The organism is Erwinia sp. Leaf53, assembly GCF_001422605.1.
GTDB lineage: Bacteria > Pseudomonadota > Gammaproteobacteria > Enterobacterales > Enterobacteriaceae > Erwinia.
This window is the reverse complement of record NZ_LMLK01000024.1, coordinates 106188-129435: the sequence shown is the minus strand read 5'-3', so window position 1 is coordinate 129435 and position 23248 is coordinate 106188. Positions and strand designations below refer to the sequence as shown.

General features: G+C 60.7%; 21 protein-coding genes. 16 read left to right on the top strand and 5 right to left on the bottom strand.

All coding sequences use genetic code 11. The features are described 5' to 3' along the window. The 8 genes from arnC to fetB are packed head-to-tail and all read left to right on the top strand — an operon-like array spanning position 1 to position 7754. Positions 1-981, top strand: coding sequence for an undecaprenyl-phosphate 4-deoxy-4-formamido-L-arabinose transferase (gene arnC / locus ASF13_RS19080; protein WP_056240129.1), 981 nt, complete (start codon positions 1-3; stop codon positions 979-981). Next, positions 978-2960 carry a bifunctional UDP-4-amino-4-deoxy-L-arabinose formyltransferase/UDP-glucuronic acid oxidase ArnA gene (gene arnA, locus ASF13_RS19075; protein WP_056240126.1) on the top strand — a complete coding sequence of 661 codons (1983 nt, stop codon included), beginning with the start codon at positions 978-980 and terminating at the stop codon, positions 2958-2960. Before arnC ends, arnA begins: the two co-directional genes overlap by 4 nt. Further along, positions 2957-3868, top strand: a complete 912-nt coding sequence (gene arnD / locus ASF13_RS19070) for a 4-deoxy-4-formamido-L-arabinose-phosphoundecaprenol deformylase (protein WP_056240123.1) — start codon at positions 2957-2959, stop codon at positions 3866-3868. Before arnA ends, arnD begins: the two co-directional genes overlap by 4 nt. Further along, positions 3869-5527, top strand: coding sequence for a lipid IV(A) 4-amino-4-deoxy-L-arabinosyltransferase (gene arnT / locus ASF13_RS19065; protein WP_056240120.1), 1659 nt, complete (start codon positions 3869-3871; stop codon positions 5525-5527). Next, entirely contained in the window at positions 5524-5856 is a 333-nt protein-coding gene (gene arnE / locus ASF13_RS19060) for a 4-amino-4-deoxy-L-arabinose-phosphoundecaprenol flippase subunit ArnE (RefSeq protein ID WP_056240116.1), read from the top strand. The genes arnT and arnE overlap by 4 nt, the downstream gene beginning before the upstream one ends. After that, complete coding sequence (arnF, locus tag ASF13_RS19055) at positions 5856-6239, top strand: 4-amino-4-deoxy-L-arabinose-phosphoundecaprenol flippase subunit ArnF (protein WP_056240113.1); 384 nt, start codon at positions 5856-5858, stop codon at positions 6237-6239. The genes arnE and arnF overlap by 1 nt, the downstream gene beginning before the upstream one ends. A 46-nt stretch (positions 6240-6285) precedes the next feature. After that, positions 6286-6945: an ATP-binding cassette domain-containing protein gene (locus ASF13_RS19050; protein ID WP_056240111.1), complete on the top strand. Its 660-nt coding sequence runs from the start codon at positions 6286-6288 to the stop codon at positions 6943-6945. Positions 6946-6995: 50 nt separating this feature from the next. Beyond that, on the top strand, positions 6996-7754 hold the full coding sequence (gene fetB / locus ASF13_RS19045; RefSeq protein WP_056240109.1) for an iron export ABC transporter permease subunit FetB: 759 nt from the start codon (positions 6996-6998) through the stop codon (positions 7752-7754). Positions 7755-7781: 27 nt separating this feature from the next. Here the strand turns inward: fetB and ASF13_RS19040 are convergent, their stop codons facing one another. The 4 genes from ASF13_RS19040 to ASF13_RS19025 all read right to left on the bottom strand — a co-directional run bounded on the left by ASF13_RS19040 (position 7782) and on the right by ASF13_RS19025 (position 12353). After that, on the bottom strand, positions 7782-9083 hold the full coding sequence (locus tag ASF13_RS19040) for a carbohydrate porin (protein ID WP_056240539.1): 1302 nt from the start codon (positions 9081-9083) through the stop codon (positions 7782-7784). Positions 9084-9432: 349 nt separating this feature from the next. Then, positions 9433-9687 (bottom strand): hypothetical protein, encoded by a 255-nt coding sequence (locus ASF13_RS19035; protein WP_056240104.1) that lies wholly within the window; start codon positions 9685-9687, stop codon positions 9433-9435. A 232-nt stretch (positions 9688-9919) separates the two neighbouring features. After that, positions 9920-10927, bottom strand: a complete 1008-nt coding sequence (cydB, locus tag ASF13_RS19030) for a cytochrome d ubiquinol oxidase subunit II (protein WP_056240099.1) — start codon at positions 10925-10927, stop codon at positions 9920-9922. A gap of 1 nt (position 10928) precedes the next feature. Beyond that, entirely contained in the window at positions 10929-12353 is a 1425-nt protein-coding gene (locus ASF13_RS19025) for a cytochrome ubiquinol oxidase subunit I (protein ID WP_056240095.1), read from the bottom strand. Positions 12354-13127: 774 nt separating this feature from the next. Between ASF13_RS19025 and ASF13_RS19020 the strand changes: the two genes are divergently transcribed. Beyond that, positions 13128-13754, top strand: a complete 627-nt coding sequence (locus ASF13_RS19020) for a LysE family translocator (RefSeq protein WP_056240093.1) — start codon at positions 13128-13130, stop codon at positions 13752-13754. A gap of 278 nt (positions 13755-14032) precedes the next feature. Beyond that, the gene (locus ASF13_RS19015; RefSeq protein ID WP_056240089.1) at positions 14033-15124 is read left to right on the top strand and encodes a hypothetical protein; all 1092 of its coding nucleotides are present in this window, start codon (positions 14033-14035) and stop codon (positions 15122-15124) included. A 214-nt stretch (positions 15125-15338) separates the two neighbouring features. On the opposite strand, the gene ygbI is transcribed toward ASF13_RS19015, so the two are convergent. Beyond that, complete coding sequence (gene ygbI, locus ASF13_RS19010; RefSeq protein ID WP_056240086.1) at positions 15339-16100, bottom strand: DNA-binding transcriptional repressor YgbI; 762 nt, start codon at positions 16098-16100, stop codon at positions 15339-15341. 265 nt (positions 16101-16365) lie between these two features. Between ygbI and ltnD the strand changes: the two genes are divergently transcribed. From ltnD to ASF13_RS18980, 6 genes are all read left to right on the top strand, one after another. Further along, positions 16366-17280, top strand: coding sequence for an L-threonate dehydrogenase (gene ltnD, locus ASF13_RS19005; protein WP_056240083.1), 915 nt, complete (start codon positions 16366-16368; stop codon positions 17278-17280). Beyond that, on the top strand, positions 17280-18542 hold the full coding sequence (gene otnK, locus ASF13_RS19000; RefSeq protein ID WP_056240078.1) for a 3-oxo-tetronate kinase: 1263 nt from the start codon (positions 17280-17282) through the stop codon (positions 18540-18542). Before ltnD ends, otnK begins: the two co-directional genes overlap by 1 nt. After that, the gene (locus ASF13_RS18995; protein WP_056240074.1) at positions 18539-19162 is read left to right on the top strand and encodes an aldolase; all 624 of its coding nucleotides are present in this window, start codon (positions 18539-18541) and stop codon (positions 19160-19162) included. Before otnK ends, ASF13_RS18995 begins: the two co-directional genes overlap by 4 nt. 7 nt (positions 19163-19169) lie before the next feature. After that, complete coding sequence (locus tag ASF13_RS18990) at positions 19170-19952, top strand: HPr family phosphocarrier protein (protein WP_056240072.1); 783 nt, start codon at positions 19170-19172, stop codon at positions 19950-19952. A 149-nt stretch (positions 19953-20101) separates the two neighbouring features. After that, positions 20102-21457 carry a GntP family transporter gene (locus ASF13_RS18985; RefSeq protein WP_056240069.1) on the top strand — a complete coding sequence of 452 codons (1356 nt, stop codon included), beginning with the start codon at positions 20102-20104 and terminating at the stop codon, positions 21455-21457. Positions 21458-21819: 362 nt separating this feature from the next. After that, on the top strand, positions 21820-23199 hold the full coding sequence (locus tag ASF13_RS18980) for an aspartate aminotransferase family protein (RefSeq protein WP_056240065.1): 1380 nt from the start codon (positions 21820-21822) through the stop codon (positions 23197-23199). The last annotated feature ends 49 nt before the right edge of the window (positions 23200-23248 follow it).

The following is a 23248-nucleotide window of genomic DNA, read 5'->3' as shown; positions in this document are numbered from 1 at the left end:
ATGTTTGAACAAGCCATTACTAAAGTATCGGTAGTGATCCCGGTCTGGAACGAGCAGGAGAGCCTGCCGGAGCTGATCCGCCGTACCGACGCCGCCTGCGCCACCCTGGCGCTTGATTATGAGATCCTGCTGGTGGATGACGGCAGCAGCGACCGTTCGGCGGAGATGATGGTCGCCGCGGCTGAAGCGCCAGGCAGCCACGTGGTGGCGGTGCTGCTTAATCGTAACTACGGCCAGCACTCGGCGATTATGGCCGGCTTCAGCCACGTCAGCGGCGACCTGGTGATCACCCTCGACGCCGATCTGCAGAACCCGCCGGAGGAGATCCCCCGGCTGGTTGCCGCCGCGCAGGAGGGATATGACGTGGTCGGCACCGTGCGGCAGAACCGCCAGGACAGCGGGTTCCGCCGGCATGCGTCGAAGCTGATCAACCATCTGATCCAGCGCACCACCGGCAAGGCGATGGGCGACTACGGCTGCATGCTGCGCGCCTACCGTCGCCATATCGTCGACGCCATGCTGCACTGCCACGAACGCAGCACCTTTATTCCGATCCTCGCCAACACCTTTGCCCGCCGGGCGATTGAGATCCCGGTGCTGCACGCCGAACGCGAGTTTGGTGATTCGAAATACAGCCTGATGCGGCTGATTAACCTGATGTATGACCTGATCACCTGCCTGACCACCACGCCGCTGCGCCTGCTGAGCGTGTTCGGCAGCGTGATTGCGCTGTGCGGCTTTGTGCTGTCGCTGGTGCTGATCCTGATGCGGCTGTTTCTCGGGCCCGAGTGGTCGGCGGAAGGGGTATTTATGCTGTTTGCCGTGCTGTTTATCTTTGTCGGCGCGCAGTTTATCGGCATGGGCCTGCTCGGCGAATATATCGGCCGCATCTATAACGACGTGCGTGCGCGTCCCCGCTACTTTATTCAGCGCGTGGTCAGCCGTGACGACGCATCTTCCTCTCAGGATAAATCATTATGAAAGCTGTGGTCTTTGCCTACCATGATATTGGCTGCGCCGGCGTGCGTGCGCTGAACGACGCGGGTTTCACCATCGAGGCGATCTTTACCCACGCCGACCAGCCCGGTGAGAATCACTTTTTTGCCTCGGTGGCGCGCACCGCGTCCCGCATGGGTATTCCGGTCTATGCCCCCGATGACGTTAACCACCCGCTGTGGATTGACCGCATTCAGGGCATGCAGCCGGAGGTGATCTTCTCGTTCCACTACCGCGATATGCTCGGTGAGGCGCTGCTGGCCTGCGCCCCGCAGGGGGCCTTCAACCTGCACGCCTCGCTGCTGCCGAAGTACCGCGGCCGCGCGCCGCTTAACTGGGTGCTGGTCAACGGCGAGCAGGAGACCGGGGTCACGCTGCACCGCATGGTGCAGCGGGCCGATGCCGGGGCGATCGTCGCCCAGCGGCAGGTGGCGATTGCGCCGGAAGACGATGCGCTCAACCTGCACCACAAGGTGTGCCAGGCGGCGGAGCAGCTGCTGACCGACGCGCTGCCGGGCATTCTCCGCGGTGATTATCCGCAGCGCGAACAGGACGAGCGCGAGGCAACGGTGGTTGGCCGCCGCACGCCGGAAGACGGTCGCCTTGACTGGCAGTGGCCGGCCACCCGCAACCACAATCTGGTGCGGGCGGTCAGCGATCCCTGGCCTGGGGCGTTCAGCTGGGTGGGCAGCAGCAAATTTATCGTCTGGCAGTCGAAGGTGCGCAGCGACCTGCCGGCGGCGAAGCCGGGCACCGTTCTCTCGGTGAACCCGCTGACTATCGCCTGTGGCGAGGGCGCGCTGGAAGTGGTCACCGGCCAGAGCGAGAGCGGCATCTATATGCAGGGCAGCCAGCTGGCGCAGACCCTCGGCCTGGTGGCCGGCGCGCTGCTGCACAATCAGCCGGTGTCGGTGATTAAACGCCGCACCCGCGTGCTGATCCTCGGCGTAAACGGCTTTATCGGTAACCATCTGACCGAGCGCCTGCTGGCCGACGATAACTTCGAAATCTTCGGCCTGGATATCGGCTCCGACGCTATCAGCCGCTTTGTCGGCCACCCGCGCTTCCACTTTGTTGAGGGTGATATCAGCATCCACTCCGAGTGGATCGAGTATCACATTAAGAAGTGCGACGTGGTGCTGCCGCTGGTGGCGATTGCCACGCCGATCGAGTACACCCGTAACCCGCTGCGGGTGTTTGAGCTCGATTTTGAAGAGAACCTGAAAATCATCCGCGACTGCGTGAAGTACAAAAAGCGCATTATATTCCCGTCCACCTCCGAGGTGTACGGCATGTGTACCGACGACACCTTCGATGAGGATCGCTCCAGTCTGGTGGTCGGGCCGATTAACAAGCAGCGCTGGATCTATTCGGTGTCGAAACAGCTGCTGGACCGGGTGATCTGGGCCTACGGTGAGAAAGAGGGGCTGCGCTTTACGCTGTTCCGGCCGTTTAACTGGATGGGGCCGCGGCTGGATAACCTTAACGCCGCGCGCATCGGCAGCTCACGCGCCATCACCCAGCTGATCCTTAACCTGGTTGAAGGCTCGCCGATCAAGCTGATCGACGGCGGCCGGCAGAAGCGCTGCTTTACCGATATCCGTGACGGCATCGAGGCGCTGTTCCTGATTATCGAGAATAAGCAGGGCAACTGCGACGGCCAGATTATCAATATCGGCAACCCGGAGAACGAAGCCAGTATTGCCGAGCTGGCGGAGCAGCTGCTGGCCAGCTTTGAGCGTCATCCGCTGCGCGGGCAGTTCCCGCCGTTTGCCGGGTTCCGCGAGGTGGAGAGCAGCAGCTATTACGGCAAGGGTTATCAGGACGTGGAACACCGCAAGCCGTCGATCCGTAACGCGAAGCGCCTGCTCGGCTGGCAGCCGACGGTGGAGATGGGGCTGACCATTGACGCCACGCTCGACTTCTTCCTGCGCACCGTTGAGCCGGGAGTGACGGAGGAATGATCGACGTCGGTCTGCGTATTGACGTGGATACCTGGCGCGGCACCCGCGACGGCGTGCCGCGCCTGCTGACGATACTGGCACAGCAGCAGGTGCGGGCGACGTTCTTCTTCAGCGTCGGGCCGGACAATATGGGCCGCCACCTGTGGCGGCTGCTGAAGCCGCGCTTTCTGTGGAAGATGCTGCGATCGAACGCCGCCTCGCTGTACGGCTGGGATATTCTGCTGGCCGGCACCGCCTGGCCTGGCCGGCGCATCGGTGCCGGGCAGGCGCGGGTGATTCGTGCGGCGGCGGAAGCGCATGAGATCGGGCTGCACGCCTGGGATCACTTCGCCTGGCAAACCTGGGCGGGCGTCTGGCCTGCGGCGACGATGACGCAGCAGATCCAGCGCGGGCTGGACGAACTGGTCGCGATCACCGGCCAGCCGGTCAGCTGCTCGGCGGTCGCGGGCTGGCGGGCCGACGGGCGGGTGGTGGTGGTGAAGCAGCCGTTTCACTTTGCCTACAACAGCGACTGCCGGGGAACGCGGCCGTTTCGCCCCAGGCTGCCCGACGGCAGCCTGGGCACGGTGCAGATCCCGGTGACGTTGCCGACCTGGGATGAGGCGATCGGCAGCCGGGTCAGCCGTGAAGGCTACAATGCGTATATTCTCGACCGCATCGTCAGCCAGCATGAAAAGGAAAACCAGGTGCCGGTCTATACCATTCATGCCGAAGCGGAAGGCGGCGTGCTGAGCGAGCTGTTTGCTGAACTGCTGGAGATGGCGCGCCAGCGCGGCATCCGTTTCTGCCCGCTGGGCGAGCTGCTGCCGCAGGATCTGACGCAGCTGCCGCTCGGGGAAATTGTTCGGGGTAGCCTCCCCGGCCGGGAAGGCTGGCTGGGATGCCAACGGTTATCAGGGTCGGAGTGAATGAAAATAACCCGTTATGCGCTGGCGCTGCCGGTACTCTACGCGCTCTATTATCTGATCCCGTTAGAGTTTCGCGCCCTGTGGCAGCCGGATGAGGTGCGTTACGCGGAGATCAGCCGCGAAATGCTGCTCAGTGGCAACTGGATTGTGCCGCACTTCCTCGACCTGCGCTATTTTGAGAAGCCGGTGGCCGGTTACTGGATCAATAACCTGAGCCAGTGGCTGCTGGGCGGCAATAACTTCTCGGTGCGCTTCGGTTCGGTGTTCTCCATTACCCTCAGCGCGCTGCTGGTGTACTGGCTGGCGCTGCGCCTGTGGCGGCAGCGGGCGACCGCGCTGCTGGCCGCGGTGATGTTCCTCACCTGCCTGCTGGTGTACGCCATCGGCACCTATGCGGTGCTCGACCCGATGATCACCCTGTGGCTGGTGGCGGCGATGTGCAGTTTCTGGCTGGCGGCCGAGGCGGACAAGCGCTGGCACAGGGCCGGCGGCTGGCTGCTGCTGGGGCTGGCCTGCGGCATGGGCTTTATGACCAAGGGCTTTCTGGCGCTGGCGGTGCCGGTGGTGGCGATTGTGCCGTGGATGATCGCTCAGCGGCGCTTCAGGGAGCTGCTGCTGTATGGCCCGCTGGCGCTGCTCTCATGCGCGCTGATTTCGGCCCCCTGGGCGCTGAGCATCGCGCGGCAGGAGCCTGATTTCTGGCACTATTTCTTCTGGGTTGAGCATATTCAGCGCTTTGCCGAGCAGGATGCCCAGCACAAAGCGCCGTTCTGGTACTACATCCCGGTGCTGATCGCCGGCACGGTGCCGTGGCTGGGGCTGCTGCCGGGGGCGCTGCGGCGCGGCTGGAACGGGCCGGAGAGCGCGAAGAGCCGCTATCTGCTGAGCTGGGTGGTAATGCCGCTGCTGTTTTTCAGCATCGCCAAAGGCAAGCTGCCGACCTATATTCTGCCCTGTTTTGCGCCGCTGGCGCTGTTGCTGGCGCACCATGCGCGTCACCTTGCGCTGAACGGCGGCCGCGGGCTGAAGGCCAACGCGGTGATAAATATCGCTTTTGGTACCCTGCTGGCGCTGGTTGTGCTGCTGGTGCTGGCCCCCTGGGGCTGGGCGCATCATCCGGTCTACGATCGCGACGAGGGGGGCAAGGTGTTGCTGGCCGCCAGCGCATTTCTGTTCTGGGCGCTGATCGGCGTGGTGACGCTGGTATCCGGCGCCTGCCGCTGGCGGCTGGCGGCGCTGTGCCCGCTCGGGCTGGCGCTGGTGCTCGGCGCGGTGTTGCCGGATAAGGTGATTAACTCCAAGCAGCCGCAGTCGTTCCTGACGGCGATTGGCCCGGACCTGCCGGACAGCCGCTGGCTGCTGGCGAATAATACCGGCATGGCTTCGGCGCTGGCATGGCAGCTTAAACGCAGCGACGTGCGGCTGCTCGGCGAGCCGGGTGAACTGAGCTACGGCGTTAGCTATGCCGACGGTGCCGACCGGCGCGTGACCAACCAGAAATTTGCCGACTGGCTGAGCGTGCACCGCCGCCAGGGCAGCGTGTCGCTGGTGATGAAGCTGACGGATGAGCAGCGCCCGGATGACCCGACGCTGCCGCCGCCCGATCGGGTTTACCAGCAGGGCCGCATGCTCTGGTACCTGTATGAACAGCGCCCATGACGCTGCTGCTGATCGTACTGACCAGCCTGCTCAGCTGCGCCGGACAGCTGTGCCAGAAGCAGGCGATGAGCAAGCCCGCCACGCCAGCGTCCGGCCACCTGCTGCGCTGGCTGGCCGCCAGCGTGCTGCTGTTGGGGCTGGCGATGCTGGTATGGCTGCGGGTATTACAGACCACACCGATCGGCGTGGCTTATCCGATGATGAGCCTGAACTTTATCCTGGTGGCGATTGCCGCCCGCTGGCTGTGGCATGAACCGGTCAGCCTGCGTCACGGGCTGGGGATCGCGCTGATCGTTGCCGGCGTGGCATTGATAGGGAGCTACACCTGATGGGCTGGCTGTTGGCTTTTTCCAGCGTGTTTCTGGTCAGCGCAGCGCAGCTGCTGCTGAAGTGGGCGATGGTGCAACTGCCCGCCGTCGGCCAGCTGCTGCCGTTTTTAAACGTGCTGCGCCAGTTTTCCCCGCCGGTGCTGGCGCTGCTGGCCGGGCTGCTGGCCTACGCGCTGTCGATGCTGTGCTGGCTGCTGGCGCTGCGACGGCTGCCGCTGGGCCGCGCCTATCCGCTGCTCAGCCTGAGCTATGTGCTGGTGTGGGCCGCCGCGCTGTGGCTGCCGGGGCTTAACGAATGCTTTTACTGGGGCTCGCTGGCGGGGGTGGCGCTGATCGTCGCCGGGCTGTTGCTGATCGGCTGGCCGCAGAAAAAGTCGCGCTGAGGGTGTTATCATCTGTCCCTCGGCCTTTACCCACCGGATATCGCCTTTGAACGCATTCCCCCTGCTGCAGGTTAGCGGCATTACCTTTAGCCGCGGGCCTCAACGCCTGCTGGCACCGATCACCTTCACCCTGCAGCGCGGCGAATTTGTCTGGCTGACCGGGCCGTCCGGTGCCGGCAAAACCACGCTGCTGAAAATCCTCGCCAGCCTGCTGGAACCCACGGCGGGTGAAGTCCGTTATAACGGCCAGCCGCAGACGGCGCTGTCGCCGGAGGTGTGGCGCCAGCGCGTCTCCTACGTGTTCCAGACGCCGCAGCTGTTCGGCACCAGCGTGTATGACAATCTGGCGCTGCCTTATCAGATCCGTCAGCAGCCGGTGCCGCGTGCACGTCTGGCAGAGACGCTGGCGTGGCTGAATCTGCCCGCCGACCTGCTGGATAAAGCGGTGGATACGCTCTCCGGCGGTGAGAAGCAGCGGGTGGCGCTGTTGCGTAATCTGCAGTTTCCGCCAGAGGTGCTGCTGCTGGATGAGGTGACCAGCGCGCTGGATGAGGAGAACAAGCACCGGGTGCGCCAGCTGATTGCGCAGCAGGCGGCGGCGGGCGTGGCGGTGCTGTGGATCAGCCATGACCGGGAAGAGCTGAACGGCGGGCAGCGGGTGCTGACCCTCACGGCGGCGGGGGAGGAACAGCATGAATCAGCATAACATCAGCAGTGGGTCTCTGATGCTGGCGGCGGCGGCGGGGGAGGAACAGCATGAATCAGCATAACATCAGCAATGAGTCTCTGATGCTGGCGCTGGGGCTGGTACTGATCGCACTGATAGTGAGCCGTAAAGAGCGGCTGGGGCTGGAGAAGGATATCGTCTGGAGCGTGGCGCGGGCGATCGTGCAGCTGACGCTGATCGGCTACGTGCTGAAGTTTATCTTCGACCTGAACAACAATGTGCTGACGGTGCTGATGGTGCTGTTTATCTGCGTCAACGCCGCGCTGAATGCGAAAAAGCGCAGCAAAGCGATCGATCGCGGCTTCCTGATTTCGTTTATCGCCATCACCACCGGCACCACGCTGACGCTGACGATTCTGGTCAGCAGCGGTGCCATCGCGTTTTTGCCGATGCAGGTAATCCCAGTCTGCGGCATGATCGCCGGTAACGCGATGGTGGCGGTGGGGTTGTGCTTTACCAGTCTCAATCAGCGCTTTCACGACAACCGGCAGCAGGTGGAGGAGATGCTCAGCCTCGGTGCCAGCGCCAGACTGGCCAGCGGCAGCATCGTGCGCGGGAGCATCCGTGCGGCGATGATCCCCAGTATTGATGCGGCAAAGACCGTCGGGCTGGTCAGCCTGCCGGGGATGATGTCCGGGCTGATCTTCGCCGGTATCGATCCGGTGAAGGCGATCAGGTATCAGATTATGGTCACCTTTATGCTGATCGGTACCGCCAGCCTGGCGACCATTATCGCCGCTTACCTCGCCGCGCGGCGTTTTTACACCGCGCGGGTACAGCTGAAGTAAGCCGGCCGGCAGGGTGCCCGTCGGTGATCAGAAGTTGACGTTGGCGCTGATGCCGCCGATAAACGCGTCTTTTACACCGCTGACCGCGCCAGGTGAGGCGACATACTGCAGGCTGGGGCGCAGATTGAGCCAGCGGGTGGCTGCCACGTTGTAGTAGAGCTCGTAGTTCCACTCTGCGCCGTGCTGGATCGGCAGATAGCGCGGGTCGTCGTAGCGGCTGACGTCGTGAAAATCGTTGGCGGCACGCTGCATGCGGCCGTAGTCGCTGTTGACGTGGATGCGCGCGATGCCGAAACCGATCTCATCCCCAACGCGGCTGGCGAACGGCCCCTTCCATACCAGCTGAAATGCCTGATAGTTGTCGGTTTTTGCGGTTTTATCGTCGTTAAGCACCGTCTGCAGCGCCAGCACCAGCCCGCGAGACGCGTCACCATTGGTGGCCGTCACCTGCTGTTGCAGCAGCAGATAACCCCCGTACGCGTGATCCTGGCGGCCATAGTCTCCCCGGTTATAGCTGGAGTAGCGTGGCCCGTTGACCGAGGAGAAGTAGCCGCCAATGCGGTAATTGCCCGGTAGTTTTTGATCGCCCAGCAGCGGCTTCCAGCCGAATTCCACCGGCAGCAGATTGCCGAGGGTCGGGCTGCCGTCGAGGTAGAAACCGTTGCCGCGATCGTAGTTATTGCGGTTCTGATTGTAAAAACCGACCTGGAAGAAGAGATCCTGCGGCAGGTTAAGTTTAATACGCCCACCCCACTGGGAAACCGGCCAGTTAAACCAGCGGTCGCCGCGCCAGTTACCGGCCTGGCCGCCGCCAAAGGCCAGGTTTTCGAACTTGCTGTCGAGGGTATCGAAGTCCTCGCCGACGGTGACGCGCCCCGCCTTGACCTCAACCTGATGATTAAAAAGCCCTTTGTTCAACCAGAACTGGGTCAGCCGCCAGGTCTGGCCACGGCCCCACACCTCTTCCACCGAGGAGAGCCCGCCGCTGCGCGGATCGTTTATGTACGGCGTCAGGTCCTGCCCGTTACGGCTGGTAAGGGTGAGCTGAAACTGCGCGTCGTCGACGTTCAGCAGTTTTTCCAGATCGAGAGTGGTGCCAAACGCCCACTGGTCGGTGTAGCGCATGCTGGTGGCGCTGTGATAGCCGCCGGCAAGGTTAGCCGCGGACTCCATGGTGTAGTTGAGCTGGAAATCTGCTCCCCGATCTTTCAGCCGGCTGCGATAACCGTCCCAGTCGCCGAACAGGTAGTCGGAGTCCACCGCCAGCGGCGCCATCTCCGCGTGCACCGTCGCCGACAACAGGAACAACGCGCTGCTGCAGAGCAGCATTCCGGAGGTTGACTGCCGTTTGCCGTCTATTTTTCTGTTCATTTCTGATTTCCTTTTAGCGTTATTACCCATCGTCTGACGTTAATATTCAGCGTAATGATGGGCGTAACTTTTTATGTGTGCTGAAGTAGCCTCTGCCTGCTGCTCATAAAAAACAGCGGAGCTATGTCAGCACGGCAGGAAATTAAACCGATTATGGCTTTGTGCCAGATTTGAAGAGAAGAGGTAATAAACGGTATGTAAATAGCGGAAGCTGTTAAGAGTTGTATCAATCTTGTCTGTGCAGGTTAATTATTATCAGGCATAAAAAAACGCCCCGCAGGGCGTTAGTTATCAAAACCGGGTAACGTTAACGGCGACCCAGAATTTTTGCGGCCAGGAAGCCCACGCCAGCAGCAATTGCCAGTGAAACCAGCGGTGAGTCTTTAGTCTTACTTTTCACGCAGTCAAGCGCGTCGTCGATGGCATAAGAGGCGCGTGCGGCCTGCTGGCGCGCTTTGCCCTTGAATTCATGCTCAGGGGAGTCGAAGGCTTTGCCCAGTTCTTCCTGACCTTTGCCGATCGCTTCTTCTGCTTTGTCGTTCGCTTTATCAAACAGACTCATACTTTCTCCTTAGATGGCATGATTTCCTCAATCAGAACCTAAAGCGTAGACCATCTGCGCCGCAACGGGGCGTGACCGCGTCGAAAAAAGGTTTTTACAGATAATTCTGTAACCGGCGGCGGTAATTAACGCCGGGTGGCAGGTTCGCTCAGTAAGCCGATAAAAAAAGGGCGCAGAGTGCGCCCTTTAACAGGTTCAGGAGCTCAGGCCGGTTAGCCTTACCGCCTGAAAATCAGTGATAACCTTCGTCCGGCTTAATTTTTCCGCGGAACACGTAGTAGCTCCAGAAGGTGTAACCGAGGATCACCGGAATAATCAGCAGGCCACCGACCAGCATAAAGCCCTGGCTCTGCGGCGGCGAGGCCGCCTGCCAGATGGTGATCGACGGCGGAATGATATTCGGCCAGATGCTGATGCCCAGACCGGTAAAGCCGAGGAACACCAGCGCCAGCGTCAGCAGGAACGGCGTGTAGTGCGCGTGGCGTTTCAGCGCGCGCAGCAGGCCCCAGGCCACCACCAGCACCAGCACCGGCACCGGCAGGAACCAGAACAGGTTAGGCAGCGTGAACCAGCGCGCCATAATGTCGGCGTGGGCCAGCGGCGTCCAGATGCTGACGATGGCGATCACCAGCAGCAGCGCCAGCAGCAGCGGTTTGGTCAGCGCGGTCATTTTGCGGTGCAGGTCATTTTCGGTTTTCATGATAAGCCAGGTGCTGCCGAGCAGCGCATAGGCCAGCACCAGACCGACGCCACAGAACAGCGAGAACGGCGTCAGCCACGCCATATACGGGCCGCTGTAGGTGCGGTTGGTCACTTCAAAACCGTTGATGAACGCGCCCAGCACCACGCCCTGGCTGAAGGTGGCGATTACCGAACCCCAGATAAAGGCTTTGTCCCAGAACGGGCGGTGCTCTTCGGTAGCCTTAAAGCGGAACTCAAAGGCCACGCCGCGGAAGATCAGCCCGATCAGCATAATGGTCAGCGGTGCGGCCAGCGCGGTGGTAATCACCGCATAGGCCAGCGGAAACGCGCCGAACAACGCCGCGCCGCCGAGGATCAGCCAGGTTTCGTTACCGTCCCACACCGGCGCGACGGTGTTGACCATCATATCGCGCTCGGTGGGATCTTTGATAAACGGGAACAGAATGCCGATCCCCAGGTCAAACCCGTCCATAATGATGTACATCAGGGTCGAGAAGATAATGATGGTAAACCAGATAATAGAGAGATCGATGCCCATCTTATTTTCCCTCATCCGACGGGGTTAATTTTTCCTTCACGGCCGACAGCGGGCGTGCAGGCGTGTGCGTGGTGCCCGGGCCGCCTTCGCCATGGTCGTCGCCTTCGCCGGTCTGCGGGCCTTTCTTAATCAGGTTCGCAAGATAGGTGTAACCGACGCCGAACACCGAGATATAGACCACGAAGAACACTGCCAGGCTGATGGCCATCTGCAGCGTGCTGTGCAGCGAAACCGCGTCGCGGGTGCGCAGCAGGCCGTAGATCACCCACGGCTGACGGCCGATTTCGGTGGTGATCCAGCCGGCGACCAGCGCAATCAGGCCGGAAGGCCCCATCAGCAGCACAAACCACAGGAACGGACGCGAAGTGTAGAGGCGCTTTTTATGACGCATCCACAGGCTGACCACGCCGGTGAGGATCATCAGCATGCCGAGGCCGACCATAATGCGGAACGACCAGAACACCACCGGTGAGTACGGGCGGTCCTCTTTCGGGAAGCTTTTCAGCGCCGGCACCTGTTTGTCGAGGCTGTGGGTGAGGATCAGGCTGCCGAGGTACGGGATCTCCAGCGCGTATTTGGTGCGCTCTTCCTGCATATCCGGCAGGCCGAACAGGATCAGCGGCGTCGCTTCACCCGGCGGGTTCTCCCAGTGCCCTTCGATCGCGGCAATTTTCGCCGGCTGGTGTTCAAGGGTGTTCAGGCCGTGGGCATCGCCGATCATCGCCTGAATCGGCGAGACGATCAGCGCCATCCACAGCGCCATCGACAGCATTTTGCGGATTGCCGGGGTGTCGTTGTGACGCAGCAGGTGCCAGGCGGCCGAGGCGCCGACGAAGAAGGCGGTGACCAGGAACGCGGCAACGGACATGTGCAACAGGCGGTACGGGAACGACGGGTTAAAGATAATCGCCAGCCAGTCCGCCGGCACCACGATGCCGTTTTCCAGCGCATAGCCCTGCGGCGTCTGCATCCAGCTGTTAGAAGCGAGGATCCAGAAGGTGGAGATGATAGTGCCGAGGGCGACCATGCAGGTGGCGAAGAAGTGCATGCCACGACTGACGCGGTTCCAGCCAAACAGCATCACGCCAAGGAAGCCCGCTTCGAGGAAGAATGCGGTCAGCACCTCATAGGTCAACAGCGGGCCGGTGATACTGCCGGCAAACTGCGAGAACCCGGCCCAGTTGGTACCGAACTGATAGGCCATCACCAGGCCGGATACCACGCCCATACCAAAGTTCACGGCGAAGATTTTCGACCAGAAATGGTAGAGATCGCGGTACACGTCATTTTTGGTTTTCAGCCACAGGCCTTCGAGCACGGCCAGGAAGCTGGCCAGGCCGATGGTGATGGCCGGGAAGAGAATGTGGAAGGCTACGGTGAAACCAAACTGTATCCTTGCCAGATGGAACGCATCTAATCCGAACATTGCTTACCTCGAGCGAACATAAAAGAGCTGCCTTTTATTTTTTTTACCCACTATTAACAAATAGACCACATTTGCGGCGGTGGCCGATCGGTTAAGCGCAGGCTTTCAGCGAAAATTCGATCCTAAGATCAAACCAGATGAAGAAGAAGCAACAGTAATATTGATCTGGCATATAACAGTAGCGATTAATTTTAGCTTTTGTTTCGTCGGCAGGTTAAATCGACGGTGGGAAATGTTAAACCAGGCTAGTGAAATGATACTCGCATGTAAAATCCATGTAACACCATGTCCGAAAAGAACTTTTTATGCGTCAGAGGTCAGGTCTCCTGCCGGATTAGGCTAACACTACCGGCCCATTCAGGACGCCAGGTAACCTGTTTTTATATAGCAAAATTAAGCGTGAAGATCTGCTTTAATAAACGTAAAGATATAATAACCTTGCAAAATATGACGTTTTTGTAGGTATTTGTGAAGGTTATGTTATCTGCAGGAAAAAATAGCCCTTAAGCGAGTGCCGCATACATTCCAGACCCCTGATGTATGTCACGTGACAGGGGATGATGAGGTGATGCGCCAAAAAGATGTTAAAGATGTAAGCGTCTGCAGCAGGCTTTTTGAAATATTTAGTTACACTCTTTGTTCGGATATCATCCTGTTAGCTGTCTGAAATCAAAAGCTGAACCAACGTCGCGTGCTGTAGCGGCCGGAAATCTGCCTGTGCTATAACAGCCCTTTATGAAAAAACGTTACGGGTGATGACCCAAAGGAGAGAGTATGGAAACCCTGTTAGCGCTTGTGCCCGTCTGGGGCGCTTACCTGCTGGGTACCGCCAGCCCGGGGCCGAGCAATATGGCAATTATGGCTACCGCAATGAGCCAGGGGCGCAGGCCGGCGCTGCTGCTGGCAGCCGGCGTGATCAGTGGCTCTCTCTGCTGGGCGCTGCTGGTCGCCACCGGTCTCTCCACGCTGCTGCTGGCCTGGGCAGAAGCGGTCACCCTGATCAAGGTGGTGGGTGGCCTCTATCTGCTGTGGCTGGCCGTGAAGGCCGCGCGCAGCGCAGCCAGGAGCGACTCGCCAGCCCTGCAGCAGGACGCGAGGGTATCTGTTTCAGGAGCGGCGCTCTATCGCCGTGGTTTGATGATGCACCTGAGTAACCCGAAAGCCATTATGGTGTGGATGGCGATTATGTCGCTGGGCCTGCAGCCGGGGGCGGCTACCTCTGTGCTGCCGGCGATCGTCGGCGGCTGTGCCCTGCTGGGTATGGCGGTATTCAGCGGCTATGCGTTGCTGTTTTCTACGCCAGTGATGGTACGGGGCTACCGCAGATGCCGCCGTGGTATTGAAGGGATACTGGCGCTGTGCTTTACCGCTGCCGGGCTGAAGCTGCTGTTCTCGCGTTGAGCAGGCTTAAACCCCGATCCTCCCTGTTCCACCGGCAGCTTGCGGGATAATTAATCGGGCATGTTGCCAGGTCGCCCGAAGCAATCGTATACTATTACCTTGATTCTTATTGATTTTTTGACTAAAGCCAAATTTTTATAAACAGCATCCGCGGTGTTTCAGCCGGGAGGGATGCTTTACCGTTACGCGTTCTGCGGCGGTATTTTCCTTATTTATTAGCAGGTTTCCCCTGCTTAATTTCTATGGTTACGGGCGATATTCTTGGGGTGAGCAGCAGTATGGAAAGTGAACAGAGCGAAGTCAGGACCCTGCCGTTGCTGGATATGTCGGCGATCCCGCAGGAGATTATGCAGCTTGGCAAGCGGCTGGCGGACACCAAATACCAGATTGACCTGCTGGGCAAGGCCGGCTGGGGGGATCTGACCGCCAATCTGCACGGCCTTGAGGCCAGCGGTGAGTGGCACGGCCCGGACGATGCACTGACCTTTTTCAGCAAGATTTTTCCGTTTGCCATCCTGCCTTCCGAAACGGAACCCGTCGGCGTTTTTCAGGTGCCGACTGAGCAGGTCATCGGCCGCAGCTGGCGCTGGTGGCCGGAGCATCTCAACGGCAACAGCGAGAAGAAGCTGCATGAGCACCTGAACGGGCCTTACGCGGCCGACAGCACCTCCTACTATTTCATCTCTGCGCTGGCCGTGTTGCTGGCCGTACAGGGGCAGAGCCGGGTCACCTACTGCCGCCAGCGGCATATTCCGTTGATTGCGGCCAGAGTCACCTATCTGGCCTACCCACCGGCTGACCGTCTGAAGCTCTATCACGTCAGTAAAGGCAAAACGCGGCAGAGCTGGGTGGTGCTGCAGGATCGTTATCTGCAGGCGGTGCAGTGGCCGCGCATTACGCTGCCGGCGCTGGCTACCTACGGCGTACACGGCGGCAGTTGGCCGGCGCATTTCCCGCCGATTGACCAGGTGTTTGAAGAGCTGCACGATCCGCAACCCGCTGAGGACTTTGTTGCCCCCTGCGTCGATCTGCAGACCTTAATGCAGCGGGTGGTTGAGGAACAGCAGCAGCAGCAGCTGGCGGCTAAACCGGTAAAAATGGCGCTGAGCGACATGGATATCGCCAACCTCTGGCCGATCAGTATGACGCTGATGTTCTTCTTCCTGGTATCGCTGGTGGCCGCGGGGGTCAGTGCCGGACAGGGCTGGCTCGGTGCCGTCAGTATGCTGATCTGCGGCATGTCAGGCAGCGTGCTGCTGTTTCTCGCCGCACCCATTTTTCAGGCCAGCCAGCGCCTGCGCAGCCAGCGGCGGCAGGTGAGCGAACAGCCGGAAGAGGCGGAAGCCGAACCGACGCCGCCGGTTTCCTGAGGGTAAAAAAAAGCCCACGCACGAGTGGGCAAGTGTTAACTATTAGCGACTTTGCGGTCGGTGATTCCGCTAAATGATTGCATAATTTCCGTATAAATAATAAATGGTTATATCGATCGATAGCGTTAAATTGATCGCCTGAACCGATTTTGCCTCGCGCCACGCGGTGTGAGCGCGATCGCCGTTTCGCTGTACCACTGGCCTGGTCTGCCGGCTACACGGCAAGGATCACATCCAGATCGCGCTGCGCCAGTTCCTGACGTGCCGGGCCCGGTAACTGCGGGTCGGTGATGATGCAGTCGAAAGAGGTCACCGGCAGTGCGAGGAAGGAGGCGATCTTATTGTATTTGGAACTGTCCGCCAGCAGCACCCGTTTGCCGCTGACCTCACAGGCGGCTCGTTTAACCGCGATTTTCTCTTCGTCCGGGGTGAAAATACCGCGCTGGCTCCAGCATGATGCCGAGATAAAGGCGATATCCACCGACAGCCCGCGCAGCGTCTGCGCTGCCGCATCACCCGCGCAGGAGCGGTTTTCCCGATACAGGGTGCCGCCGGTGTGGATCATCCGGCACTGGCTGTTGTCGATAATAAAATTAGCGATGACGAAGTCATTGGTCACGATCAGCAGGTCGTCGCGCGGCTCCAGCTCGCGCGCCAGCGCCAGCGTGGTGGTGCCGGCATCAAGGTAGATACAGCTGTTGCGTGGGATGTGCCGTGCGGCCATCGCACCAATCGCGCGTTTTTCTTCGCTGAACAGGCTGGTTTTATCAAAATGCGAGGGCTCGCTGGCCAGCCGCTCGGTGGAACGCACGCCGCCGGAGACCAGCAGCACCGCGCCATTCTCTTCCAGTTTCTGCAAATCACGACGGATGGTCATATGCGACACGCCCAGTCGCTCGGTCAGTTCGGCAATGCTCACCACGCCGCGTTGTTCAACCAGCGTTAAGATTTGTTGATGGCGCTCTACCGGGATCATCTCGGTTTCATCTCCTGAGCCTGATGTTTTTATCAATTTATCACATTATACCGCGCGCAGGCTGTGAAATTGCGAGCGGCTTTTGATTATCTTATTGTAAGTATTGGATTTTATATTTTTCTCGTCATCCCTGCATTGTTAATTACTGTGAATTAAACGCCACTGCATGTTAATTATTGTGAGTTGCATCACCAAATCTGCCGTTCCCGCCGGTTATACTTCACACAACAAAACAAATCATCACCAAAATTAACATGGAGAACCTATGTCTGACGCAACATCATTATCGGTCTGTGTGGTTGGCCTCGGTTCGATGGGCATGGGGGCGGCGCAGTCCTGCCTGCGCGCCGGGCTGAAAACCTGGGGTGTGGATCTCAATCCGCAGGCGTTGCAGACCCTGCGCGACAGCGGTGCTCAGGCGGCGGAGAGCCGTGCTGACGGTTTTGCCGCTGAGCTGGACGCGGTGCTGCTGCTGGTAGTCAACGCCGCGCAGGTGAATCAGATCCTGTTTGCCGGGGGCGGGCTGGCCGCTCAGCTGAAGCCGGGCTGCGCGGTAATGGTGTCGTCGACCATTTCTGCCGGGGATGCGCAGGCGATCGCGCAGCGGCTGGCAGAGCATCAGCTGATCATGCTGGATGCGCCAGTTTCCGGCGGTGCGGTTAAAGCCGCCAGCGGCGAGATGACGGTAATGGCCTCCGGCAGCGATGACGCCTTTGCTCGCCTGCAGCCGGTGCTGGACGCGGTGGCCGGCAAGGTGTACCGCATCGGCAGCGAGATCGGCCTGGGTTCCACGGTAAAGGTTATTCATCAGTTGCTGGCCGGGGTGCACATTGCCGCCGGTGCCGAAGCGATGGCGCTGGCCGCCCGCGCCGGAATTCCACTCGACACCATGTACGATGTGGTGACCAACGCGGCGGGCAACTCATGGATGTTTGAAAACCGCATGCGCCACGTGGTGGACGGTGACTACTCGCCTAAATCCGCCGTGGACATTTTCGTGAAGGATCTCGGCCTGGTGGCCGAGACGGCCAAAGCGCTGCGCTTCCCACTGCCGCTGGCCTCGACCGCCTTTAACATGTTCACCTCCGCCAGCAATGCCGGCTATGGTCGTGAGGATGACAGCGCGGTGATTAAGATCTTCAGCGGCATTACGCTGCCGGAAAAGCAGGAGGGCCAGTGATGCGTCTGGGGGTGATTGCCGATGATTTTACCGGCGCGACCGATATCGCCAGTTTTCTGGTGCAGAACGGCATGGCGACCGTGCAGGTGAATGGCATACCGGAGAGGGGTGTCGGCAGCGCAGCGCAGGCGATTGTGGTCAGCCTGAAGTCGCGCTCCTGCGCGGTGGAGACTGCCGTTGCCGACGCGTTGCAGGCGCTGCGCTGGCTGCAGCAGCAGGGCTGCGAGCGTTTCTATTTTAAATACTGCTCCACCTTCGACAGCACCGCACGGGGCAATATCGGCCCGGTGACCGATGCGCTGCTGGCCGAACTGGGCGAGGCGCTGACGGTGATCTCGCCGGCGCTGCCGGTTAACGGCCGCACGGTGTATCAGGGGCACCTGTTTGTGATGGACCAGCTGCTGTCGGACTCCGGCATGCGTCACCACCCGGTGACCCCGATGACTGACAGCAGCCTGCTGCGGCTGATCGAGGCCCAGGCCAGCGGTAAGGCCGGGCTGGTCGCCGCGCAGACCCTCGATCGCGGCGCGGAGGCGGTGCGCGAGGCGCTGACGGCGCTGGCCGGGCAGGGGGTGCGCTATGTGGTGCTGGACGCCCTTAGCGAGCAGCATCTGCTGACCCAGGGGGAGGCGCTGCGCGAGATGACGCTGGTCACCGGCGGTTCCGGCCTGGCGATTGGCCTTGCCCGTCAGTGGGCCAGCCACGAGCATAACAGCGCGGCGGCGCAGGCCGCCGGCGCGCCGGTGGCGGGAAAAACGGTGGCGATCTCCGGCTCCTGCTCGGCGATGACCAACCGTCAGGTGGCGTGCTACCGCCAGCAGGCCGCCGCGCAGGCGATCGACGTGGCCCGCGCCATTGCCGGGGGCGACGCTTACGCCATTGAGCTGTGCGACTGGGTGGCCGCGCATCAGCAGGACCCGCTGGCGCCGCTGCTGTATGCCACCGCCGAGCCGGCGCTGTTACAGCGCATTCAGCAGCAGTATGGCGCTGAAGCCAGCAGCGAGGCGGTGGAGCAGCTGTTTGCCCGCGTGGTGCGTGAGCTGCAGCAGCGTGGCTGGCAGCGCTTTATCGTTGCCGGCGGTGAAACGTCCGGCGTGGTGGCGCAGACGCTGGGGGTGGAGGCGTTCCATATTGGGCCGACCATCTCCCCCGGGGTGCCGTGGGTGCGTGCCACCGAACGCCCGCTGTCGCTGGCGTTGAAATCCGGTAACTTTGGCGATGAGAACTTCTTTGCCCGCGCACAGACGGAGTTTGTCTCATGACCGAACAGCAGGCACGTGAAGAGATGGTGCGCCTGGGGGCGTCGTTTTTCCAGCGCGGCTACGCCACCGGCTCGGCCGGCAACCTGTCGATGCGCCTGGAAGACGGCACCCTGCTGGCGACGCCGACCGGCTCCTGTCTCGGTGAGCTGGTGGCGGATCGGCTGTCACAAGTGACCGCCGACGGCGAGTGGATCGGCGGCGATAAGCCGTCGAAAGAGATTAGCTTCCACCGCGCCATCTATCTGAATAATCCGGCCTGCGGTGCTATTGTACACCTGCACTGCCTGTACCTGACCGCGCTCTCCTGCCTGGAAGGGCTGGATACGCAGAACTGTATTCGCCCCTTTACCCCCTACGTGGTGATGCGGGTGGGTGACGTGCCGGTGGTGCCTTACTACCGTCCGGGAGATCCCCGCCTGGGCGAAGACCTTGCCCGGCTGGCGCCGCACTACAGGGCGTTTTTGCTGGCCAATCATGGCCCGGTGGTGGTCGGTAAAACGCTGCGTGAGGCGGCGGATAACACCGAAGAGCTGGAAGAGACCGCCCGGCTGATCTTTACCCTGGGCGATCGCCCGATTCGCTATCTGTCCGATAGCGAAGTGGCTGAATTACGGAGCTGAACCAACCATGCCAAAGTTTGCCGCCAACCTGTCGACCCTGTTCACCGAACTGCCGTTCCTGGAACGCTTTGACGCCGCCGCCGCCGCCGGATTTCGCGGGGTGGAGTTTCTGTTTCCCTACGACTATCAGCCTGAGCAACTGAAGCAGGCGCTCACCCGCAACCGGCTGGAGCTGGTGCTGTTTAATACCGCGCCTGGCGACAGCGCGGCGGGGGAGTGGGGGCTGGCGGCGATCCCGGGCCGCGAAGCCGATGCCCGACGCGATATCGACCGCGCGCTGGAGTATGCGCTGGCGCTGGAGTGCCGCCAGGTGCATCTGATGGCATCGGTGGTGCCGCATGCTGCCGATCGCGAGCAGTGGTCTGAGACCTTTATCAGCAACGCGCGCTACGCGGCGGAGCGTTTTGCCCCGCACGGTATCCGCGTGCTGCTGGAGGCGCTGAACCCGCTAACCAAACCTGATTACCTTTATGCCAGCCAGTATCAGACGCTGGAGATGGTTAAACGCATCGATCGTCCAGGGGTGTTTACCCAGCTGGATCTGTTCCACGCGCAGCGGGTGGACGGCAACCTCAGCCACCTGATCCGCGAGTATGCCGGCCAGTATCAGCATATTCAGATCGCCTCAGCGCCGGACCGGCACGAGCCGGACGAGGGCGAGCTGAACTATCCGTGGCTGTTCGATCTGCTGGATAGCAGCGGCTATCAGGGCTGGATTGGCTGCGAATACTTCCCGCGCACCACGACCCTGGCCGGGCTCGGCTGGCTGGACCCTTACCGCCCGCTGTAATCTGACCTGATTGCCCGTTTTATTGTTCAGTGGCCTGCTCCGGCAGGCCGCTCAGGAATTCTGTTGCCCGTATCCGGCCACCCGCCGGGGAAAATAAAGAGGGTGCCAACGGCACCGCATAAATAATAAGCCCTCAGAAGGTAAAGAAAATGTCTACCGCCCTGTTGTTAACCATCGCTGTGGCCAGCGTGCTGCTGCTGCTGGTGATGGTGATTAAAGCCAAGGTTCATCCGTTTGTTGCTCTGCTGGTGGTCAGCCTGCTGGTCGCCCTCGCTACCGGCATGCCGGTGGATAATATTATGAAGGTGATCGTAGACGGCATGGGGCACCTGCTGGGAGCCATCACCATTATCATCGTGCTCGGGGCGATGCTCGGCGCGATTATCGAGTCGTCCGGCGGGGCGGAGTCGCTGGCCCAGCGCTTTACCCGTTCGCTGGGAGTGAAGCGTACCGTGGCTGCGTTGACCATTGCCGCCTTTATTCTCGGCATTCCGGTATTTTTTGAGGTCGGCTTTATTATCGTCATCCCGCTGATCTACGGCTTCACCAAGGTGGCGCGCGTGTCGCCGCTGAAGTATGGCCTGCCGATGGCCGGCGTGATGCTGACGGTGCACGTGGCGCTGCCAACCCATCCGGGGGCCGCCGCCGCCACCGGCCTGCTGCACAGCGATATCGGCTGGGTGATGCTGCTGGGCATTCTGGTGTCGATTCCGGTCGGCGTGGTCGGCTATTTTGTGGCGAAGGCGATGAACCGCCGTCAGTATCACCTGTCGCTGGACGTGCTGGAGCAGATGCAGCTGGCGAAGCCGGAAAGCGCGACGCCGACCGACGGTCAGCGGCCACCGGGGGCCTGGCTGATCTCCGGGCTGATCGTGGTGCCGATCGTATTGATCGTGCTGGGTACCCTGGCGCATACGGTGCTGCCGGCGGGCAGTGCCCTGCGCCAGCTGCTGTCTCTGGTCGGCACGCCGGCAATTGCCCTGCTGATTGCGCTGGCGCTCTCCGCCTGGCTGCTGGGCCTGCGCCGCGGCTGGAGTAAAGACCGCCTGAGCGAGCTGCTGGAGCGGGCAATCCCGGGATCGGCCGGGGTGATTTTGGTGGCCGGGGCCGGCGGTGCCTTTGGTAAGGTACTGGTGGAGTCCGGCGTCGGTAAGGCGCTGGCGCTGTCGCTGGAGACCATCAACCTGCCGCTGATCCCCGCCGCCTTTATTCTGTCGCTGGCGCTGCGCGCGTCGCAGGGCTCTGCCACGGTGGCGATCCTGACCACCAGCGGGCTGCTGGCGCAGGCGGTCAGCGGGCAGAGTGAGATCCAGCTGGTGCTGGTGACGCTGTCGGCCTGTTTCGGCGGGCTGGGGTTGTCCCACGTTAACGATGCCGGTTTCTGGGTGGTGACCCGCTACCTCGGGCTGTCGGTGGCGGACGGGCTGAAAACCTGGACGGTGCTGACGACCGCGATGGGCGTAACCGGGTTTGTACTGGTCTGGCTGATCTCCCTGCTGGTGTAGGAGGACGCGCGAAATGAGGATCTTCTTCTATACTTAACTCACTGACCCCAATACCGAAGTAATAAAGGTAACGGGTATTTGACTGACTGAGAGGGCATGGAATGAAAATTATTCTCTGGATTATCGCGATTATCTTTATTGTTGGCTTACTGACCCTGACCGGCGTCTTTAAACTGCTGTTCTGACCCGTTCGCGGGCGGCCCTGGCACTTTGCCCGCCCGCCCGCGGCACCCCCTCTGTAGCAAAACACGATACGTGCGCTGACGTTAAACCGCCGTTCAACGCGGCGCTGGCGGCGGATGTCATCTCCCTGCGGCTGGATATACTCCCGATACTTCAATGGTGAAGTGTAAGGAGTGACCATGGACTGTCGTAATGAACGTCTGCTACTGGATGAAGCCCGCTACTGTTCGCATGGTGACACGGTTCACTATGTTAACCCGCCTAAGGTGTTTGACCGCTGCGAAGGCAGCTACCTTTACGATGCCGAGGGTACGCCCTATCTCGATTTACAGATGTGGTACTCGGCGGTAAATTTTGGTTATGCCAACCCCCGTCTTAATAACGCGCTGAAGCGGCAAATCGATCGCCTGCCGCAGCTGGCCAGCCAGTATCTGCACCCGAGTAAAGTCGAACTCTCGAAAGTAATTGCCCAGGATATGCAGCAAAAGTTTGGCCTGCCCGGTCGCGTGCATTTTAACGTTGGCGGCGCGCAGTCAATTGACGACTCGCTGAAGCTGGTGCGCAATTTTTGTCAGGGGAAAAGCCGCATGTTTGCGTTTGAAGGCGGCTACCACGGCCGCACCCTGGGCGCCTCCGCTATCACCTCCAGCTATCGCTATCGCCGTCGTTTTGGCCACTTTGGCGAACGGGCGCAGTTCATCCCTTTTCCCTATCCCTTCCGTCGCCAGAAAGGCATGACCGCAGAAGAGTACGCCGACAAGCTGGTGGCCGATTTTGCCCGTCTGTTTGAAAACGAATATCACGGCGTCTGGGACCCGAAAGCCGGGCAGTCTGAATTTGCCGCGTTTTATATTGAACCGGTGCAGGGGACCGGCGGCTATGTTATACCACCGCGTAATTTTTATCCGGCGCTGAAGAGGGTGCTGGACCGCTATGGCATTTTACTGGTGGTGGATGAGATCCAGATGGGATTCTACCGCACCGGCAAACTGTGGTCGGTTGAGCATTTTGGCATCACGCCTGACGTGCTGGTGTTTGGCAAGGCGCTGACTAACGGGCTTAACCCGCTGGCCGGCATCTGGGCGCGGGAAGAGATGATCAATCCGCAGACCTTCCCGCCGGGCTCCACCCACTCCACCTTTGCCTCTAATCCTCTCGGCACCGCCGTCGGGCTGGAGGTGATGCAGATGCTGGCGGAGAAAGATTACGGGCGGCAGGTGGCAGAAAGCGGCGCTTACTTCCTTGAGGGGCTGCGGTCATTGCAGCTGCAGCACCGGGAGATCGGCGACGTGGATGGACTCGGACTGGCGCTGCGTGCGGAGCTCTGTACCGCTGACGGCATCACCCCTGACCGGGGCCTGCTGGATAAAATGGTCGACATCGGCCTGTCGGGCACGCTGGATGACGCCGGTGAAAAATGCGGCCTGGTGCTGGACGTAGGGGGCTACTACAAAAATGTGATTACCTTTGCGCCATCGCTGGAGATTAGCCGCAGCGACATCGATCGGGCAATCAGGCTGCTTGACCAGCTGCTGGTACGTGCGAAGCGGGAACGCTGAGCCTGTTGATTACCCCGGGTGCCGTCAGGCACCCCGTTAGCGGACACTT

Bases quoted from the DNA above. Each gene is read 5' to 3' on its own strand.
- ASF13_RS18995 (WP_056240074.1), top strand. From the start codon at position 18,539: ATGACCGAACAGCAGGCACGTGAAGAGATGGTGCGCCTGGGGGCGTCG.
- ASF13_RS19020 (WP_056240093.1), top strand. From the start codon at position 13,128: ATGGAAACCCTGTTAGCGCTTGTGCCCGTCTGGGGCGCTTACCTGCTG.
- ASF13_RS19040 (WP_056240539.1), bottom strand. From the start codon at position 9,083: ATGCTGCTCTGCAGCAGCGCGTTGTTCCTGTTGTCGGCGACGGTGCAC.
- arnD (WP_056240123.1), top strand. From the start codon at position 2,957: ATGATCGACGTCGGTCTGCGTATTGACGTGGATACCTGGCGCGGCACC.
- ASF13_RS18990 (WP_056240072.1), top strand. From the start codon at position 19,170: ATGCCAAAGTTTGCCGCCAACCTGTCGACCCTGTTCACCGAACTGCCG.
- ASF13_RS18980 (WP_056240065.1), top strand. From the start codon at position 21,820: ATGGACTGTCGTAATGAACGTCTGCTACTGGATGAAGCCCGCTACTGT.
- otnK (WP_056240078.1), top strand. From the start codon at position 17,280: ATGCGTCTGGGGGTGATTGCCGATGATTTTACCGGCGCGACCGATATC.
- ygbI (WP_056240086.1), bottom strand. From the start codon at position 16,100: ATGATCCCGGTAGAGCGCCATCAACAAATCTTAACGCTGGTTGAACAA.
- ASF13_RS19035 (WP_056240104.1), bottom strand. From the start codon at position 9,687: ATGAGTCTGTTTGATAAAGCGAACGACAAAGCAGAAGAAGCGATCGGC.
- ASF13_RS19015 (WP_056240089.1), top strand. From the start codon at position 14,033: ATGGAAAGTGAACAGAGCGAAGTCAGGACCCTGCCGTTGCTGGATATG.
- arnE (WP_056240116.1), top strand. From the start codon at position 5,524: ATGACGCTGCTGCTGATCGTACTGACCAGCCTGCTCAGCTGCGCCGGA.
- cydB (WP_056240099.1), bottom strand. From the start codon at position 10,927: ATGGGCATCGATCTCTCTATTATCTGGTTTACCATCATTATCTTCTCG.
- ASF13_RS18985 (WP_056240069.1), top strand. From the start codon at position 20,102: ATGTCTACCGCCCTGTTGTTAACCATCGCTGTGGCCAGCGTGCTGCTG.
- arnT (WP_056240120.1), top strand. From the start codon at position 3,869: ATGAAAATAACCCGTTATGCGCTGGCGCTGCCGGTACTCTACGCGCTC.
- fetB (WP_056240109.1), top strand. From the start codon at position 6,996: ATGAATCAGCATAACATCAGCAATGAGTCTCTGATGCTGGCGCTGGGG.
- arnF (WP_056240113.1), top strand. From the start codon at position 5,856: ATGGGCTGGCTGTTGGCTTTTTCCAGCGTGTTTCTGGTCAGCGCAGCG.
- ltnD (WP_056240083.1), top strand. From the start codon at position 16,366: ATGTCTGACGCAACATCATTATCGGTCTGTGTGGTTGGCCTCGGTTCG.
- arnA (WP_056240126.1), top strand. From the start codon at position 978: ATGAAAGCTGTGGTCTTTGCCTACCATGATATTGGCTGCGCCGGCGTG.
- arnC (WP_056240129.1), top strand. From the start codon at position 1: ATGTTTGAACAAGCCATTACTAAAGTATCGGTAGTGATCCCGGTCTGG.
- ASF13_RS19025 (WP_056240095.1), bottom strand. From the start codon at position 12,353: ATGTTCGGATTAGATGCGTTCCATCTGGCAAGGATACAGTTTGGTTTC.